Origin of the sequence: Gilliamella apicola (assembly GCF_003202915.1) — a bacterium.
In the GTDB taxonomy this organism is placed as follows: domain Bacteria; phylum Pseudomonadota; class Gammaproteobacteria; order Enterobacterales; family Orbaceae; genus Gilliamella; species Gilliamella apicola_Q.
In genome coordinates this window covers 20,200-38,090 of record NZ_QGLP01000006.1, presented here as the reverse complement: position 1 = coordinate 38,090, position 17,891 = coordinate 20,200, and the positions used below count along the sequence as shown (strand labels likewise).

At 34.7% G+C, this 17,891-nt stretch carries 16 protein-coding genes; 10 read left to right on the top strand and 6 right to left on the bottom strand.

Going from position 1 to position 17,891, the window contains the following annotated elements; all coding sequences use genetic code 11:
* Positions 1-4: 4 nt before the first annotated feature.
* Together DKK79_RS10825 and DKK79_RS10820 are read right to left on the bottom strand one after the other, a co-directional pair.
* Positions 5-1,048, bottom strand: coding sequence for a methionine ABC transporter ATP-binding protein (locus tag DKK79_RS10825; RefSeq protein ID WP_110424110.1), 1,044 nt, complete (start codon positions 1,046-1,048; stop codon positions 5-7).
* Positions 1,049-1,058: 10 nt separating this feature from the next.
* Positions 1,059-2,198 carry an amidohydrolase gene (locus DKK79_RS10820; protein WP_110424109.1) on the bottom strand — a complete coding sequence of 380 codons (1,140 nt, stop codon included), beginning with the start codon at positions 2,196-2,198 and terminating at the stop codon, positions 1,059-1,061.
* Between the two features lie 184 nt (positions 2,199-2,382).
* On the opposite strand from DKK79_RS10820, the gene DKK79_RS10815 reads away from it, so the two are divergent.
* Positions 2,383-3,231, top strand: coding sequence for a MetQ/NlpA family ABC transporter substrate-binding protein (locus DKK79_RS10815; RefSeq protein WP_110424108.1), 849 nt, complete (start codon positions 2,383-2,385; stop codon positions 3,229-3,231).
* A 30-nt stretch (positions 3,232-3,261) separates the two neighbouring features.
* Here DKK79_RS10815 and DKK79_RS10810 read toward each other — a convergent pair whose 3' ends face one another.
* Both DKK79_RS10810 and pepN read right to left on the bottom strand, forming a co-directional pair.
* Entirely contained in the window at positions 3,262-3,594 is a 333-nt protein-coding gene (locus tag DKK79_RS10810; protein ID WP_034883514.1) for a rhodanese-like domain-containing protein, read from the bottom strand.
* Between the two features lie 113 nt (positions 3,595-3,707).
* The gene (gene pepN / locus DKK79_RS10805) at positions 3,708-6,335 is read right to left on the bottom strand and encodes an aminopeptidase N (protein WP_110424107.1); all 2,628 of its coding nucleotides are present in this window, start codon (positions 6,333-6,335) and stop codon (positions 3,708-3,710) included.
* A 274-nt stretch (positions 6,336-6,609) separates the two neighbouring features.
* On the opposite strand from pepN, the gene pncB reads away from it, so the two are divergent.
* The 6 genes from pncB (at position 6,610) to mdtH (ending at position 14,102) form a co-directional block, all read left to right on the top strand.
* On the top strand, positions 6,610-7,803 hold the full coding sequence (gene pncB, locus DKK79_RS10800) for a nicotinate phosphoribosyltransferase (RefSeq protein ID WP_110424106.1): 1,194 nt from the start codon (positions 6,610-6,612) through the stop codon (positions 7,801-7,803).
* Positions 7,804-7,961: 158 nt separating this feature from the next.
* On the top strand, positions 7,962-9,365 hold the full coding sequence (gene asnS, locus DKK79_RS10795) for an asparagine--tRNA ligase (RefSeq protein ID WP_110424105.1): 1,404 nt from the start codon (positions 7,962-7,964) through the stop codon (positions 9,363-9,365).
* 291 nt (positions 9,366-9,656) lie between these two features.
* Positions 9,657-10,850, top strand: a complete 1,194-nt coding sequence (locus DKK79_RS10790; protein WP_110424104.1) for a porin — start codon at positions 9,657-9,659, stop codon at positions 10,848-10,850.
* Between the two features lie 309 nt (positions 10,851-11,159).
* Positions 11,160-12,299, top strand: coding sequence for a porin (locus DKK79_RS10785; protein ID WP_110424103.1), 1,140 nt, complete (start codon positions 11,160-11,162; stop codon positions 12,297-12,299).
* Positions 12,300-12,431: 132 nt separating this feature from the next.
* On the top strand, positions 12,432-12,890 hold the full coding sequence (locus DKK79_RS10780) for a methylglyoxal synthase (RefSeq protein WP_034883504.1): 459 nt from the start codon (positions 12,432-12,434) through the stop codon (positions 12,888-12,890).
* On the top strand, positions 12,891-14,102 hold the full coding sequence (mdtH, locus tag DKK79_RS10775) for a multidrug efflux MFS transporter MdtH (RefSeq protein ID WP_110424102.1): 1,212 nt from the start codon (positions 12,891-12,893) through the stop codon (positions 14,100-14,102). It abuts the gene before it with no gap.
* Here mdtH and DKK79_RS10770 read toward each other — a convergent pair.
* Positions 14,080-14,859 (bottom strand): class II glutamine amidotransferase, encoded by a 780-nt coding sequence (locus DKK79_RS10770; RefSeq protein WP_110424101.1) that lies wholly within the window; start codon positions 14,857-14,859, stop codon positions 14,080-14,082. The two genes, mdtH and DKK79_RS10770, sit on opposite strands and share 23 nt — an antisense overlap.
* A gap of 1 nt (position 14,860) precedes the next feature.
* Positions 14,861-15,436 carry a D-sedoheptulose 7-phosphate isomerase gene (lpcA, locus tag DKK79_RS10765; protein WP_110424100.1) on the bottom strand — a complete coding sequence of 192 codons (576 nt, stop codon included), beginning with the start codon at positions 15,434-15,436 and terminating at the stop codon, positions 14,861-14,863.
* Positions 15,437-15,800: 364 nt separating this feature from the next.
* Between lpcA and ribH the strand changes: the two genes are divergently transcribed.
* The 3 genes from ribH to DKK79_RS10750 are packed head-to-tail and all read left to right on the top strand — an operon-like array spanning position 15,801 to position 17,760.
* Entirely contained in the window at positions 15,801-16,271 is a 471-nt protein-coding gene (ribH, locus tag DKK79_RS10760; RefSeq protein WP_110424099.1) for a 6,7-dimethyl-8-ribityllumazine synthase, read from the top strand.
* 4 nt (positions 16,272-16,275) lie between these two features.
* Entirely contained in the window at positions 16,276-16,695 is a 420-nt protein-coding gene (gene nusB, locus DKK79_RS10755) for a transcription antitermination factor NusB (RefSeq protein WP_034883492.1), read from the top strand.
* Between the two features lie 21 nt (positions 16,696-16,716).
* Positions 16,717-17,760 (top strand): TrmH family RNA methyltransferase, encoded by a 1,044-nt coding sequence (locus DKK79_RS10750; protein ID WP_110424097.1) that lies wholly within the window; start codon positions 16,717-16,719, stop codon positions 17,758-17,760.
* Positions 17,761-17,891 lie beyond the last annotated feature (131 nt).

Genomic DNA, 17,891 nt, shown 5'->3' with positions numbered 1-17,891 from the left:
TCCATTAGTTATTCTCCCAATGTTGGATTTCTGTAACGTTAACCCCATTTTCGCGAAGAAATTGCACCGATTGTTCGATATTACTATCACTTCCCTTTAATTGAACAAACATACTGCCTAATACGGTTTTTTCGATTTCGGACATATGGGCAAATAAGATATTAACTACCACTTTTTGTTGTATTATCAGAGCATTTATAACCGGCTCAGATGCTGAACGGCCTAAAAATTCGAGTTTGAACAATTTAATATTGTGTTTATCTCCCTCAATCTCTAAAAGATTTTCAACAACACCTTTAGGTATTTGATCATTAATGACTGAACTAACAAATTTTTGGGTCGTTTTATGTTTTGGGTGACCAAAAACATCAACTACATTGCCATGTTCAATTATTTTACCTTTTTCCATCACAGCCACTTTATGACAGATTTGCTGTATTACGTGCATTTCGTGGGTAATTAGGACGACAGTTATTCTATATTTATCATTAATTTTTTTAATCAATTCTAAAATAGATTGCGTGGTTTGCGGATCGAGTGCTGATGTAGCTTCATCACAAAGTAAAATATCGGGATCATTGGCTAAAGCGCGGGCAATACCGATACGTTGTTTCTGTCCACCAGATAACTCTTTGGGGTAGCTAGAGGCTTTGTCACTTAATCCAACAAATTCAAGCAGTTCAAAAACTTTCTTTTTAATAGCTTTTTTATCTTTTTTGATGAGAACTAAAGGTATGGCTACATTTTCATATACGGTTTTAGATTCAAGTAAATTGAAATGTTGAAATATCATACCGATTTTACGGCGTACTTGGCGTAATTGCGAATTTGATAATTGATTTAATGATTGATTTTGAATAATAACATTACCTTGAGTAGGTTTTTCAAGAAAATTAATTAGACGTACTAGGGTACTTTTTCCTGCACCACTATAACCAATGATGCCGTAAATATCGCCTTTTTGGATAGTTAAATTAATGTCTTGTAATGCTTGGGTGGTAACGCCATTGCGCTCATATAGTTTAGATACATTTTCAAATTTTATCATTATGTAATACCTATCGATGTTGGGCTAATTCAATTAATCCTTGCTCAGCGAGTTTGGCTAAATAATTGGCAGCTGGCATTATCATGTCTCGATTAACTAAAAATTTTGGATGATGCAAGGCATAAGGACTTTGCGATCCAAGATTGATAAATGCGCCGGGTAGATGATGTAAATAGTGGGCAAAGTCTTCACCGCCAAGTTGTGGTTGAAAATCAATGACCTCATAACCTTCTTGTTCAGCAATTTTTTGACAAAAGTCGACCCATTTAGCCATATTGATGATAGATGGTGGACCATCAAACCATCTTAGCTCTGCATTAGCGCCCATACTAAGGGCGATATTTTCAACAATACTTTTTAATTGTTGCTTAACTTTTAGTCTTATTTCTGGCGTAAGTGTTCTAACCGTGCCCTCCATCTCAACCGTTTGAGGAATAACATTCCATGTGTTTCCGCCTAAAAATTTGGTAATGCTGACAACAACTGCATCAAGCCCACTTACTGTGCGACTTGATATTGTCTGTATAGCGTTAACGATTTGTGAACCAATAACAATTGGATCAATCCCAGCTTCAGGCCTTGCTGCATGTGCACCAACTCCTTTTATGGTAATTTCAATACGATCAACGTTAGCTGAAAACGGCCCTGCTCGTGAGGCCATTTGGTTAATGGTTAAATTCGGATTATTATGCATACCCAAAATAGCATCGACACCATTAAGTGCACCAATTTCAATAAAATGTAACGCGCCACTAAAATTCTCTTCGGCAGGTTGAAAAAGTAAACGGACAGTCCCTTTTAAATGTGTTTCATTGGCTTTTAATAGATGAGCGGTTCCCATTAAAACGCAAGTGTGCAGATCATGACCACAAGCATGCATAACCCCTTGTTTTGTTGAACGGTATTGGCAATCAGATTGCTCATCAATGGGTAGGGCGTCAATATCAGCTCTTAGGGCTAAAACTGGTCCGCCTGAGCCAATTTCAGCAATAACCCCAGTTTTTGCGCCTAACTCTAAAATATGAATATTGGCTCTTTCTAAGTAAGATCTTAGCTTTTTAGTGGTTTCAAACTCTTGATTTGAAAGCTCTGGATTTTTATGTAAATCGAGAAAAAGCTGTTCGATAAGCGGAGCAACTGCGTTTGTCATGGCAAATCCAATAGATAACAAATTATTGATATTATTACATTATCACAGCTGTTTTCTTTGCTCTAATAACCGTTTTTTATAACTTATTCCCAAAAGTTATAAGATAGAATTACTTGGAATAAATGAATTGTTATTTCTATGTTAGAGTGTTTGTTAAATTTACATTTCACTGAGGATAGTTCAAATGAAAATAAGTTTTATCAAACAAAAATTTGTTAACAATGTTGCACTATTAGCATTATTTAGTTCTATTTTTTTAATTACTGCATGTGATAACTCATCATCGAAAGTTGATAATCAAACTAAAAAAGAGATCAGTATGGGAGTATCGCCAGGACCTTACAATGATCTGTTTAATGATGCGGTTAAACCAATACTTGAATCAGAAGGTTATAAAGTTAAATTAGTGAATTTTCCACATTTATTAGAATCTGATGTGGCATTAAGTGAAGGCAGTATTGATTTAACCGTAGCTCAACATACCGCATATATGGATGTGTTTAATAGTCAACGTAAAGCCAATTTAAAACCAGTAGTACATGTACCTTCAGTGCCTGCGGCGATATTTTCAAATAAATTTACTTCAATAAAAAATGTCTTTCCTGGAGCTAAAATTGGTATACCTCAGGACGCATCAAATGCAGCTCGTTCATATAACTTGTTAGAAAAAGCTGGATGGATTAAGTTAAAACCAAATACTAATCCAATTATTGTTGGCAAAAATGATATTGCTGAAAATATTGCTGGTGTGAATATTGTTGAAATGGATTCAGCTAATATTCCCAGAGTGTTAAATGAGTTAGACTTTGCGGTTATTCCTGGTAGTATTGTTTATTCTGCGAATATTGACTCGAAAAAAGCTCTATTATCTGAAACAATTATCCCTGATTTAGAAATTATGGTTGTGGTTAATGAAGGTAATGAAAATAGTCAATGGGCAAAAGATATAAAACGTATTTACCAATCACAACAATTTAAAGATTACATGCAAACACACAATCAAAATGGCTATTGGGTTATGCCACAAGAATAGTGAGAGCTTAGCCCGTTTATATGCGGGCTTTTAATATTTTGCCATACTGGTATCGATGGTTTGTGCCCAAGCGTCAATGCCACCAGTTAAATTGTAAAGAAATTCATTATCAAAGCCATTTTCAAGCAAATAATTTGCCACATTAAGGCTTCTTACACCACGATGACAATAAATTACGATATCAATTTCGTCAGGAATTTTATCTAAATAAAGTGGTATTAAATTCATTGGAATATGATTGGCGCCTTCCAACATACAAATGGCGATTTCGTTTGATTCTCTAACATCCAACAAATAAAACTGAACGTTACTATCCATTTTTTGTTTTAATTGTAATGGGGTTATCTCTTTTATTACAGTCATGATTAAAACTCATTTCATTTAAAAAGGTTGAAGAATGGGCTTTTTTTGAAGCCCAATTTCATGCATTTTAACTAAACCCCCATCTTGCTAGTAAATAACAAGATAGGATTTTATTAGGCGGCTAACGCTTTAGTAATTTTTTCATAGAGATCTTTAGATAAATTATCCAGTTTTAATAAACTCTCTAAAGCGGTTGTCATTTTTTTCTGACGATTTGCATCATAACGTTTTAATCGTATGAGAGGATCAATTAATCTTGATGCCACTTGTGGATTTTTTTGGTTTAATTCCGTCAATATTTCAACTAAGAAATGATAACCACTACCATCTTCTGCATGAAAAGCAACAGGGTTATTGTTAACAAAAGCACCTATTAGACTTCTTATTCGGTTTGGATTATTGAGAGAAAAAGAGCGATGATTAAGCAGTTTTTTCACTGTTGATAATACATTTTTCTCTGGACTGGTAGCATTTAAAGCTAACCATTTATCCATAACTAAACCATCTTGATACCATTTATTGTCGAAATCGGAGAGTAATGTATGTCGACATGTTAATTGCGCTTTTACTGCTGTGGTAAGCGCCGCTAATGAGTCTGTCATATTATTGGCTTGTTTATATTGTTGTTCTACTAAAGTATTCGCTAGCGATTTATCGTCAGCATAAGCTAACAATGATAAACAGCAGTTTTTCAGCATGCGTTTGCCAATGTCAGCATGTTCAATCTGATATTGTGCTGTTTGATTATGATGATAAACCGCTGTTAGTTCATCATAGAGTTCATTAGCAAAGATACCTAATAAGAATTGACGAACTTGATAAATAGCGATCGGATCAACGATATCAAATAGATTTGCCAATTCATTTTCCGAAGGTAAAGTCAGTATTTGTGCTATAAGTGCTGGTTCAGCGGTATCTGATAGTAATATTCCTCTAAAAGCATCTAATACTGGTTCAGGAATTGTCATTGATAAATTCTGATGATAATTATTTACATTCATACGCACATATTTTGCCAATAACATTTGCGCTGCATCGTAACGACTAAAAGCATTGGTGGCATGTTGCATTAAGAATATAAGATCGTGATCTTGATAATTGTAATTGAGTTTTACCGGAGCTGAAAAATCTCTTAATAGTGAAACAATTGGTTTTTCTGAAACATGATCAAAAACAAATTCTTGTCTCGATTGAGTTACATTTAGTACGTGATGAATAGGTTTATTTTGATATTGCAATGCAATCACATCACCATTTTGTTGATAAAGTTCAATATCTAATGGAATATGTAGTGTCTGTTTTTCACTTTGATCTTGCGTTGCCGGCGTATGTTGCTCAACAGTTAAGGTATATTGTTGATTTTGTGGATTGTAACTGTCAGTTACTGTTAACACTGGCGTGCCTGATTGACTATACCATAATTTAAACTGAGTTAAATCAATTCCTGATGCATCTTGCATAGCTGCAACAAAATCATCACAGGTTGCTGCACTACCATCATGGCGTTTAAAATAGAGTTTCATACCCGCTTGGAAGTTTTCTTCACCTAATAATGTATGCATCATACGAATTACTTCAGCACCTTTTTCGTAGACAGTAACTGTGTAGAAATTATTCATTTCAATCACTTGTTCTGGACGAATAGGGTGAGACATTGGGCTCGCATCTTCAGCAAATTGTACGGTGCGCAGTAGTTTGACATCGGCAATGCGTTTAACTGCTCTAAGCCCTTGGTCAGAAGTAAATTCTTGATCCCTAAATACCGTTAATCCTTCTTTTAAACTAAGTTGGAACCAATCGCGACAAGTAACACGATTACCGGTCCAATTATGAAAATATTCGTGACCAATTACCGATTCAATACCGATATAATCATCATCGGTCGCGGTCTCGGGTTTGGCTAGGACATATTTAGAATTGAAAATATTTAGCCCTTTGTTTTCCATTGCCCCCATATTGAAGAAATCAACAGCTACAATCATGAAAATATCGAGGTCATATTCTAAATCAAAACGGCTTTCGTCCCAGCGCATAGCATTTTTTAAGCTGGTCATTGCCCATTGTGAACGATCTAAATTGCCTTTATCGACATATATTTCTAAATCAATTTTTCTATTGCTACGGGTGATAAACTGATCTTTTAATTTGTCAAAGTCACCTGCCACTAATGCAAATAAATAGGCTGGCTTAGGGAATGGATCTTGCCACTGTACCCAGTGTCTACCATCGGCTAGTTCACCTTTTGCAATGCGATTGCCATTAGATAAAAGAAAAGGATAGTGTTTTTTATTAGCTGTAATTCGAGTTGAAAAGCGGGCTAAAACATCAGGTCTGTCAAGATAGTAGGTGATGTGCCGAAAGCCTTCCGCTTCACATTGAGTACAAAGAGCATCACCCGAAACATATAATCCTTCAAGCGCGGTATTATCAATTGGTTTGATTTGGTTAACAATAGTTAAAGTAAATTCAGAAGGAACATTTTTAATAGTTAATCCCGTTTTTGTGATTTGATAATCAGACCAAGGTTGTTCATCAATATTTACTGAAACCAATTTAAGTTCTTCACCGTCTAATACTAAATCGTTGGCTTGAGAATTTTTTTGGATAACATGACTACGAGCGATAACTGTGGTTGTTTCTGCTGCTAAATCGAAATCAAGATCGATGTCAGTAATTGTAAAGTCGGGTGTTTTATAGTCGTGACGATATTTTGCAGTTGGTTGGATATCAGATGTACTCATTTTTCTATGCCTTATTAAATGGTGCGATAATCATATATTTGAACCAATCAAAATTGGTTTTAATTACTCGTGTTATCATTGATTATTAAGATAAAATTGAATAAATTATCTTTACTAACCATATTCAAGTGGATTTGGATTAATTTACCAAAATGCTTTTTATCAAATATTATAGCCTATTAAAAATAATCTTATTAGATAATTAAGCTATATCTTAATAATTATTCTGCTATAATCTTCAGAATTTTCTTTAAAGAACTGATAATAGATAGATATGTTACCCGCAATAATTACATCAATATTAGATACTGATGCTTATAAGTTGCATATGCAGCAGGCCGTATTTCATCATTACCCTGACGCCACTGTAGTTGCACAGTTTCGCTGTCGTAGTGATGATCTACTTGGTCAATATGCCGATCAAATCGCTCATCAAGTTAAATTAATGGAATCTTTATCCCTTTCCGATGACGAGTTTGCCTATTTATCAGGTATTCCCTTTTTTAAATCAGACTATTTAAACTGGTTAAAAAATTGGCGTTTTAATGGCCAATTATTAACAATAAAAAATGAAGATGGTTTGCTAGTTATTCAAATCGAAGGCAAATGGGTTGATGTTATTTTATGGGAAGTACCATTGCTTGCTGTAATTAGTGAGATTGTTCATAAAGATCGCTCGCCAAATATCGGCGTAGAACAAGCATTGGTAAGACTTAAAGATAAATTAGCCAAGTTTGATGAACAGACTCATAATATCGATATGTCAGGTTTTAATTTAATGGATTTTGGTACTCGAAGACGCTACTCTTTTGCTGTACAAGAAGCAGTTGTTGGTTATTTACAAAAGCATTTTACCAACTTTCATAGTACCAGTAACTATCTACTTGCATATCGTTTAGGATTGACACCTGTTGGTACACAAGCCCATGAATGGTTTCAAGCTCATCAACGCCTAAGTCCCAATTTGCATGAGTGTCAAAAAACGGCATTGCAAGTTTGGTTAGCTGAATATCCGCATGATTTAGGTGTCGCTTTAACTGATTGTATTACAATGGATGCTTTTTTGCGGGATTTTGATTACTATTTCGCCTCTCATTATCAAGGATTACGTCATGACTCTGGTGACCCGTTACAGTGGGGCGAGAAAGCGATTAGTCATTATCAACAATTAGGCATTGATCCTAGAACAAAATTATTGGTTTTTTCTGACAGTTTAAACTTTGATAAAGCGCTAAAAATTTATAATCACTTCAATCATCGGGTACAATTATCATTTGGTATAGGTGGTTTCTTAGCTTGTGATATTCCCTCTACCGAGGTAAATACTAAATCGCTAAACATTGTCTTAAAACTGACCGAATGCAATAATCAATCGGTAGCTAAGTTATCGGATAGTCCTGGTAAAACGATTTCGAAAGATTTGGCTTTTATTAATGAATTAAAAAGAACGTTTAAAGTCAATCATTAATCATATTAACGGTTAGTGTTAACAATTGAAAAAATAATAGAGTCTTATAAATAATCTCTATCATCAATTTTAAATGACCTTTAAACGGATATTAAAATTCAGCTAATATATTACTTTTAATATTACTTACTATATAATAAATAGAGATGGATAATAAAATGAATTCAGTTGCTCCTATTGTTGACGTGCTACAAGGTAAAATTGCTGTTGGTAGTACCATTTCTGTACAAGGCTGGGTTAGAACCCGCCGCGATTCAAAAGCCGGTATCTCATTTTTAGCGGTGTATGATGGTTCTTGTTTTGATCCAATCCAAGCGGTAATTGAAAAAGATTTACCCAATTATGAGCAAGATATTTTACGTTTAACTGCTGGCTGTTCAGTAAAAGTGACAGGTAAAGTGGTTGAATCTCCAGGTCAAGGTCAAAAATATGAATTGCAAGCAACACAAGTTGACGTTTATGGATTTGTTGATGATCCTGAAACCTACCCAATGGCAGCTAAACGTCACTCAATTGAATATCTGCGTGAAGTTGCCCATTTACGTGCAAGAACCAATATTGTCGGTGCAATTACCCGTGTCCGCCATACCTTAGCACAAGCTATTCACCAGTTTTTTGATGAACGAGGTTTTTTCTGGCTTTCAACACCAATTATTACTGCCTCTGATACTGAAGGTGCCGGTGAAATGTTTAGGGTTTCAACACTAGATATGTTAAATCTGCCTAAAACAGATAATGGTAAGGTTGATTTTGATAAAGACTTTTTTGGTAAAGAAGCTTTTTTAACTGTTTCTGGGCAACTTAATGCTGAAACTTATGCTTGTGCACTTTCAAAAGTTTATACTTTTGGTCCTACTTTTAGAGCTGAAAACTCAAATACTACTCGTCATTTAGCTGAGTTTTGGATGATGGAACCAGAAGTGGCGTTTGCTGATCTTAACGATAATGCCAAACTTGCTGAAGATATGTTGAAATATGTCTTTAAGACAGTACTTGAAAAACGTGCCGATGATATGCAGTTTTTCGCGCAGCACATTGATAAAGATGCCATTAATCGTCTTGAAAGTTTCATTAATGCTGATTTTGCGCAAGTTGATTATACCGATGCCATTACTATTTTACAAAATTGTAAGGTTAAATTTGAAAACCCAGTAAGTTGGGGGATAGATTTAGCTTCTGAACATGAGCGATATTTAGCTGAGCAACATTTTAAAGCACCAGTGGTAGTTAAAAATTATCCAAAAGATATCAAAGCATTTTATATGCGTATGAATGATGACGGTAAAACTGTTGCCGCTATGGATGTATTAGCGCCAGGTATCGGTGAAATTATTGGTGGTTCACAACGTGAAGAACGTTTAGATATGTTAGATAAACGGATGGATGAGTTAGGTCTTAAAAAAGAAGACTATTGGTGGTATCGTGATTTGCGCCGTTATGGAACTGTGCCTCATTCAGGTTTTGGACTTGGTTTCGAGCGGCTAATTGTCTATGTCACAGGGGTGCAAAATGTGCGTGATGTGATTCCATTTCCAAGAACCCCTCGTAGTGCAAATTTCTAAAATCTGCTCAAATGATCAACTGACTAACAGTCAGTTGATATCAAATTTGTTATCAAAAAAAAGCCAATATTCGCGCAAAAAATAACCAAACAAACCAAATTTTAGCCTTAGACACCATTTTTTTCGAAAAGTTCACTTGATTTTAAATAATTTTAATACATAATTTACATTGCTTTGAAAGGTAAGATAAAAATAATAATTGAATATTATTTTTGGATGAACAATCATTGTAATGAAATTGACACAAACCAAAAGATGTGTCTTTTAGGAAAATAACCATGAGGGTAAGAAATGAAACGTAATCTATTAGCAATCGCTATCCCTGCTCTTTTAGTAGCAGCTGGTGCAAATGCTTCTATCGAAGTGTGGAACAAAGACGGTAATAAAGTTGACTTTTATGGTCGAGTAAAAGCCGCTAATAATATCACTGACCGTGGACAAGATGGTGAAGGTGATGATACTTCAGCTCGTTTAGGTATGTCTGGTCAAACTCAAATCACTGACGGTATTACTGGTTATGGTCGTTGGGAATACGAAGCAAAAGCTGGTAAAGATTCAAGCAACGAAGTTCGTTATGCATTTGCTGGTTTAAATTTTGGTGACTTCGGTTCATTCGACTATGGTCGTAATGATGGTGTGTTAAAATCTATCACTGCTTATACTGACGTATTACCACAATTTGGTGGTGATGCTGCAAACAATTCTTGGAACGTACTTTCAGCTCGTACTAAAGCTGTTGCAACTTATCGTAATAACAACCTATTTGGTATAACTGATGATGTTAGTTTTGCATTACAATATGCTGACAATGGTGACAATTCACATACCGTTGATGGTAAACGTTCAGCTCCAGTATTTGATGCGAATGGTCACATTGATGAATTCACAGGTGATAGTAGTGAAGCATTCGGTGCTAATGTTGAATGGCGTCTTTTTGATACTGGTTTAACTGCTGGTGCAGGTTATGCGCAAACTGCTGGTAAATCTAAATACAACGAAGGTGGTGATGTTAAAAAAGCTAAAACTTGGACTGCAGGTATCAAATACGACAACTATAACGTATATTTAGCAGCTAACTATTTCCAAACTAAATTCGATACTTGGAATGAGAAAGGTGTTGATGGTGACCGTTATAAAGATTTTAAAGTCAAAGGTTTTGAGTTAGTTGCTCAATATGGTATTGATTTAGAAGTAGGTCGTTTAACTCCATCTGTTGCTTATGTTCAACATAAATTATCTAATACTGAAGATGATTACTATGATGATGATCATAAAGTAGGTCGTAATTTAGCTAAATATGTTTCTGTTGGTGCGACATACGACTTTAATAAAAACTTCAGTGCTATCGTTGAGTATAAATTCAATTTACTTAAAAAATACGATGAAGGCGCTGAAAATAACACAGTTCGTGAAAGCAGTGGTCGTCATCCGTACAAACCAGGTACTAAAGATGTGTTAGGTGTTGGTTTAATTTACCAATTCTAATCTCTTGAGATCTAAACTATCTCTGAAAAAGGCACTTAGGTGCCTTTTTTTTCATCTATTGAATGCTATCACGTCTAAAAAAACATTTTATGCTTAAAAAAAATTAATATTAGCCCATAAAATAATATCAATTCGCAGAATAACACCTTAACGACATTATTAATCCATAATGTTTGCAATAAAAATCTAGTATTTATAATAATAGATATCCCAGTAATAATTTAGTTGCTATTTGTTAGCAGCTATTTATTAAACCGAGAACAAAATATTTTGTATCTTTAATAATAAAATACCTAAGAGGGTAACTAAATGAAACGTAATCTATTAGCAATCGCTATTCCTGCGCTATTAATTGCAGGTACTGCAAGTGCTTCTATCGAAGTATGGAACAAAGATGGTAATAAAGTTGACTTTTATGGTCGAGTTTATGCCTTAAACTATCTTACTGACCGTGATAATCAAACCGGTGAAGGTGATAAAACTACTGCCCGTTTAGGTATGTCAGGGCAAACTCAAATCTCTGATAGCTTAAGTGGTTATGGTCGTTGGGAATATGAAGCAAAAACTGGAACAGATGCTGATAACGAAACTCGTTATGCATATGCTGGTCTGAATTTCGGTGATTTCGGCTCATTTGATTATGGTCGTAATGATGGTGTATTAAAAACGTTAACTTCATATACTGATGTTTTACCCGAATTTGGTGGTGATGCTTCAAATAATGATATTTATGCATTAACCGCTAGAACAAAAGCTGTTGCGACTTATCGTAATTCAGATTTCTTTGGTTTGGTTGACGGTCTACGTTTTGCTGTTCAATATGCAGACAATGGGGATAATAGTTCAACTCAATATCTAAATCATCACGAACGTACTGGTCATGACAGTGCTGAAGCTTGGGGTTCGGTAATTGATTGGGATGTATTAGATACAGGTTTATCAATTGGTGCTGGTTATGCACAAACTGGTGGTCATAAAGATGCTAAAGCATGGTCAGCAGGTGTTAAATATGATAACGACAATCTTTATTTAGCAGCACTTTATATTCAAGGCAAACAAAAAGCCGGTTGGGACAATGCTTCAACTACCCGTAAAGCTGATGATTTAAAAACCAAAGGTTTTGAATTAGTTGCACAATACGGTATCGATTTTGATATTGGTCGATTAACACCATCTGTTGCTTATATTCAACACAAAGTTAAAGATGCTTCTAGTTTAACTAATGATAGCGGTCTTAAAGGTAATGATTTAGCTAAATATGTTGATGTTGGTTTAACTTATGACTTCAATAAAAACTTATCAGCAATTGTTGATTACAAAATCAACTTGCTAGATAAAAATGATATTGGTGCACGTCGTGGTTTATATGAAGATGGTACATTTACTAAATCTCAAATTAAAGCAACAGCAAAAGATACTGTAGCATTAGGATTAATTTATCAATTCTAATCATTTTATGTTGCGATTTAATGAAAGGCACTTCGGTGCCTTTTTTATTAAATTTTTTCATCAAATACTGCTTGCTCTTTGTTAAATAGTCTGATAAAAAAGAAAAAATAATAACGTTTTAGGACTAATTCAATGCTTTATATTACTCGAAAATTACCAGCAAAGAAAAATATTGCTTTAGTCGCGCATGATCACTTAAAAGAAGCATTATTAAATTGGTGCAAAAAAAATCGCGAAGAGCTCTCTCATCATAATTTATGTGGAACAGGTACGACAGGTACATTAATCAAAAAAGAGACCGGATTAGATATTACACCAATGCTCAGTGGGCCTATGGGGGGCGATCAGCAAATCGGTGCGTTGATCGCAGAAGGTAAAATTGATATTCTTATATTTTTCTGGGATCCACTAAATGCCGTTCCGCATGATCCAGATGTAAAAGCTTTATTACGTTTATCAACGGTTTGGAACATTCCGGTTGCGACTAATCAAGCTACTGCTAATGCTCTCATACAATCCTCAATCTTCACAAAAGAAGTGGAAATTGAAATTCCCGATTATCAAGGTTATCTAATTAAAAGAATACAATAAATGCCAATTCCTTCACAAGTTCGTAAAACAGGTAGATATATATTATTACTTGATAATTTGTTTATTGTGTTGGGATTTTATGTCGTATTTCCATTGGTGTCTACACATTTTGTTAGTCAAGTTGGCTGGAGTGCCTTATTCGTTGGTTTTGCTTTAGGATTTCGTCAATTCGTTCAACAAGGATTTGGCTTAATTGGCGGGGCAATAGCCGATCGTTTTGGTGCAAAACCAATGATTATAACCGGTATGTTTTTGCGATCGATTGGTTTTATCTCAATGGCATTAGCCACTGAACACTGGTTACTACTTGTTTCATGTTTACTTTCTGCATTAGGAGGATTGTTATTTGATCCTCCCCGAATGGGATTAACTATTAAATTTACCAGACCTCACGAGCGAGGTAAGTTTATTTCGTTGCTAATGATACAAGATAATGCCGGAGCCGTTATCGGTGCTCTGATTGGTGGTATCTTAATAGATTATGATTTCCAATTAGTTTGCTGGTGTGGTGCTTTTATCTTTTTTTTATGTGGTATTTTTAATCTGCTGTTCTTACCCGCTTATCATATTGCAATTGGTAAAGCTCCAATTATTAATGGCATGAAAATGGTTTTGCAAGATAAAAAATTTACTCATTATGTATTAACCTTGACTGGTTATTATGTGCTTTGGGTACAAATCATGTTGATGCTACCTTTAACCATTACTACAGTTTCCGGTAGCCCAAGCTATGTAAAATGGATGTACGCTATCCAAGCGACTATCTCATTGATTCTGCTTTATCCACTGGCGCGATTTAGTGAAAAATACTTTAGGCTAGATCAACGTCTTAAATTTGGTTTATTGTTGATGTCATTTGCTTTTATAATTATTGGTTTTACATCACAATTATCTATTCTATTATCTCTTATCGCACTTTTTTACCTTGGCGCTATAATTGCCGAGCCAGCTAGAGAGACTTTAGCCACTGTTTTAACCAACTCGAAAGCCAAAGGCAGTTATATGGGATTTAGTCGATTAGGACTTGCTTTAGGCGGATTTATTGGCTATACGGGTGCAGGTTGGCTTTACGATATGGCTATTAAAATTGGTTTACCACATTTACCATGGATTGTTTTAACTTTAGTAGGTTTATTAACTTTAGGTTATTTAGAATATTTATTTAAAAATGAACCCCCTATAACCAAAGTTAAAATGAGAAAGATTGGTTGATTTCACCATTTTTAAATAAAATAGCTTCCCCAACAGCTAATTTAGTCCATATTTCGTTTGATGTTAACGGCATGGTTGAAATAATGGTAACAATATCATTTGGGCTGGTATGTTTTTGAAAATCTATTTCTACATCTTCATCAATTAATTTAGCTTTACCAAATGGCGCTTTTCGAGTGATCCAATGTAGATTAGTTGAACAATAGGCAAATACATATTCACCATCAGAAAGCAACATATTAAAAATACCAAGATCGGTTAATTTAATTGCACTCTCTCGAATATAATCAAATAGTTCGATATCATTGGTTGGTTTTTGCGGATATTTTTTATGTAATTGATTGATTAAATAACAAAAAGCATATTCACTATCGGTTAATCCGACAGGTTGAAAAATACCAGTATCTAATTTTTGATAGTCCGTTAGTTGCCCATTGTGAGCAAATGTCCAATTTTTGCCCCATAATTCGCGCGTAAAAGGATGGGTATTTTCTAAGGCAACTCCTCCACGATTAGCCTGACGGATATGAGCAATTACTGCCGTAGATTTTATTGGGTATTGTTGAACCAATTTAGCAATAGGGGAAAAACTACAAGGTTGAGGATCTTTAAACGTTCGACATCCTTTACCTTCATAAAATGTTATCCCCCAGCCATCTTTATGTGGACCTTTATCACCACCACGTTTAATTAAACTGGTAAAACTAAAACAGATATCAGTCGGTACATTGGCGCTCATACCCAATAATTCGCACATGTTAAGCCATCTCTTTTTCAATGAGTAAAATTAAAATATGAATTACTTTAATATGGATTTCTTGAACACGATCAGCATAACCAAAATGAGGTATACGAATATCAACATCGGCCAACCCATTCATTTTTCCACCATCTTTACCTGTAAGCGTGATGATTTTCATCCCTTTTTGCTTGGCTACCTCAATTGCTTTAATGACATTGGTTGAGTTTCCAGAAGTTGAAATGCCTAATAACACATCACCTTTTTGACCAACACCTTCAACGTAACGAGAAAAAATAGCATCAAAGCCATAATCATTACCAACGCAAGAGATATGGCTCACATCAGATATTGCAATGGCTGGGTAGGATGGTCGGTTATCACGAAAACGCCCAGTTAACTCTTCTGCGAAATGCATGGCATCACAATGAGAACCACCATTACCGCATGAAAGTACTTTGCCACCTTGTTTAAATGAATCAGCGATTAAAATGGCCGCTTGTTGGATTTGTTTAAGGTTTTCATCATTTGAAACGAAATTGGTCAATACGTCAATTGCCTGATTTAATTCGTTGCGAATAGTGTTAATGTACATCAATATTACCTCTTTTGTAGAACCCTTTCTTAATACCATTGTAATTAGTTAATAATAGCTTGCAAGCAATAAAATAAAATTTCTCATAACGGTTAAAAGCGTTAAAGCAATGACTAAAAATCCATTATTTTTTTTATCAAGAGGAATAGCAATTTATTAATTGATAAATTACATTTTATAAACATGAAATTTTCAAACTTTAACTTTCTAATAATAATGCTTACTTTGGTTGGTTATCAACATGTTAATTCGCCATTTTTGCTAATAGGATAACCTTTTAATTTGTGGTATCATTGACAGATAATTTATTCACAAAAAAGTGAAAATAAAATTGCATTCAGAACCAATTGATTAAGGAATAAATATGCAAACAGTTAAAGGTAAAGTTGCTGCACCAAAAGCCAAAGTAGCCATTATCGTCGCACGTTTTAACCAATTTATTAATGAAAGTTTAGTTAATGGGGCTGTAGACGCACTAACGCGTATTGGTCAAGTTGAAGATAAAAACATTACGGTTATTTGGGTACCAGGAGCTTATGAAATACCCTTAACCGCAAAAGTCGCTGCACAATCAAAAAAATATGATGCCATTGTCGCATTAGGTACGGTTATTCGTGGAAGCACAGCACATTTTGATTTTGTTGCTGGTGAGTCAAGTTCAGGTTTATTGAATGCTAGTTTAGAGTATTCGATACCAGTTGGCTTTGGTATTTTAACGACAGAGAGTATTGAACAGGCAATTGAACGTGCTGGAACCAAAGCGGGTAATAAAGGTGCAGAAGCTGCATTAACCGCACTTGAAATGTTAAATGTTATCAAAACAATTAAGGAGTAAATTAGTGGCGTTAGTTAATCCTCGTCGTCGAGCAAGAGAGTGTGCCGTTCAAGCCATTTATTCTTGGCAAGTCTCTAGAAATGATCTTGCTGATGTTGAGAGCGGCTTTATGGCTGAACAAGATATGAAGGGTGTTGATAGCAAATATTTTAGAGAATTACTTCATGGTGTTGCTAAAAACACCGCAGAGTTAGATGAAAAAATGACACCTTACCTAACCGAAAGAACTGTTGATGAGTTAGGACAAGTTGAATTAGCGGTACTACGAATTGCAATTTATGAGTTAATGAAGAGACATGACGTCCCTTACAAAGTCGTTATCAATGAAGCTATTGATCTGGCGAAAACTTTTGGAGCAGAAGATAGTCATAAATTTATAAATGGTGTATTAGATAAAATTGCACCAACCATTCGTAAACGATAACGGCCTTTAATTGGGAATAATATGAACGATATTAGCGAAAAAAGTAAACCCACAATCTTTTATGCCAAAAATAGTCAATCCAATGTGAAGACACGATCTGCAAAAGATAAAGGCAGTGATCATCAATATAAGCGTAAAAATGATGGTTTTCAGTCAAATTCCAAAGCAAAACATGATCGAATTGAAACTTTCCGACCAAAAACAGCAAATAGAACTAAAAAATCATCTAAACCGCAATTTGATTTGTCTGATGAACATGAGTCTCCGTGGCAAAAGAAAGTTCGCGATAACGATCAAACACCAACTTTTGGTTATGATGAGTATCGACAAAAAAAAGAAGAAACCTTAGTTTATAGTGAAAACAGCTGTAAAGCAGTATTTAAGCATCGACGTTCGGCTATTGTGAAGTTGTTTATAACCCAAGATATGACATACCAATTTAAGGATTTAATCAGTTGGTTGGTCAAACAACGGCTGGGTTATGATATTGTGTCAACAGAGCAAATCACTAAATTAACCCAAACTCCACATCATGGTGGCGTCTGCTTAATTGTCAAAAAACGGATACCGCTCAATTTACTTGATTATTTAAGTAAATACGATGATAAAGTTAATGATTGCATCATTGCCATTGACGATGTTAATAATCCTCATAATTTAGGTGGATTAATTCGCAGCGCTGCTTTTTTTGGCGTTAATGGTGTTATTTTACGTCAAACCAATTTACTTGATAGTGGTTCGGCTATGCGTGTTGCTGAAGGCGGTATTGAAGCAATTGAATCCATTAAGAGTGATGATTTTATTGCATCCATAGATATATTAAAACAGCATGGTTATCAAGTTGTTGCTTTATTACCATGTCAGTTAAAATCTATTACATCAACTGAATTATGCCAACTCAATTTTAAAAAGAAGGTAGCATTAGTTATTTTCCAACAAATTAATACAAAATTAATTAATTGTGCTGATAACGTTGTACATTTGAAAGGTAATGATAATATGTCAGCATTAAATATTTCAGTTGCGACAGGGATTGTTTTATCAACTATTAAATATCAATCTTAATTGATATGATTTGCGTTATTGACGAATTTTTTGAGGAAGTTAACACTTTTATCTTCCAATAATATTAAATAGCATCAATTGGTTAGAAAATGGTTTTTTTTTCTGTACATTGGTATCCAGTTTTTAAAAGT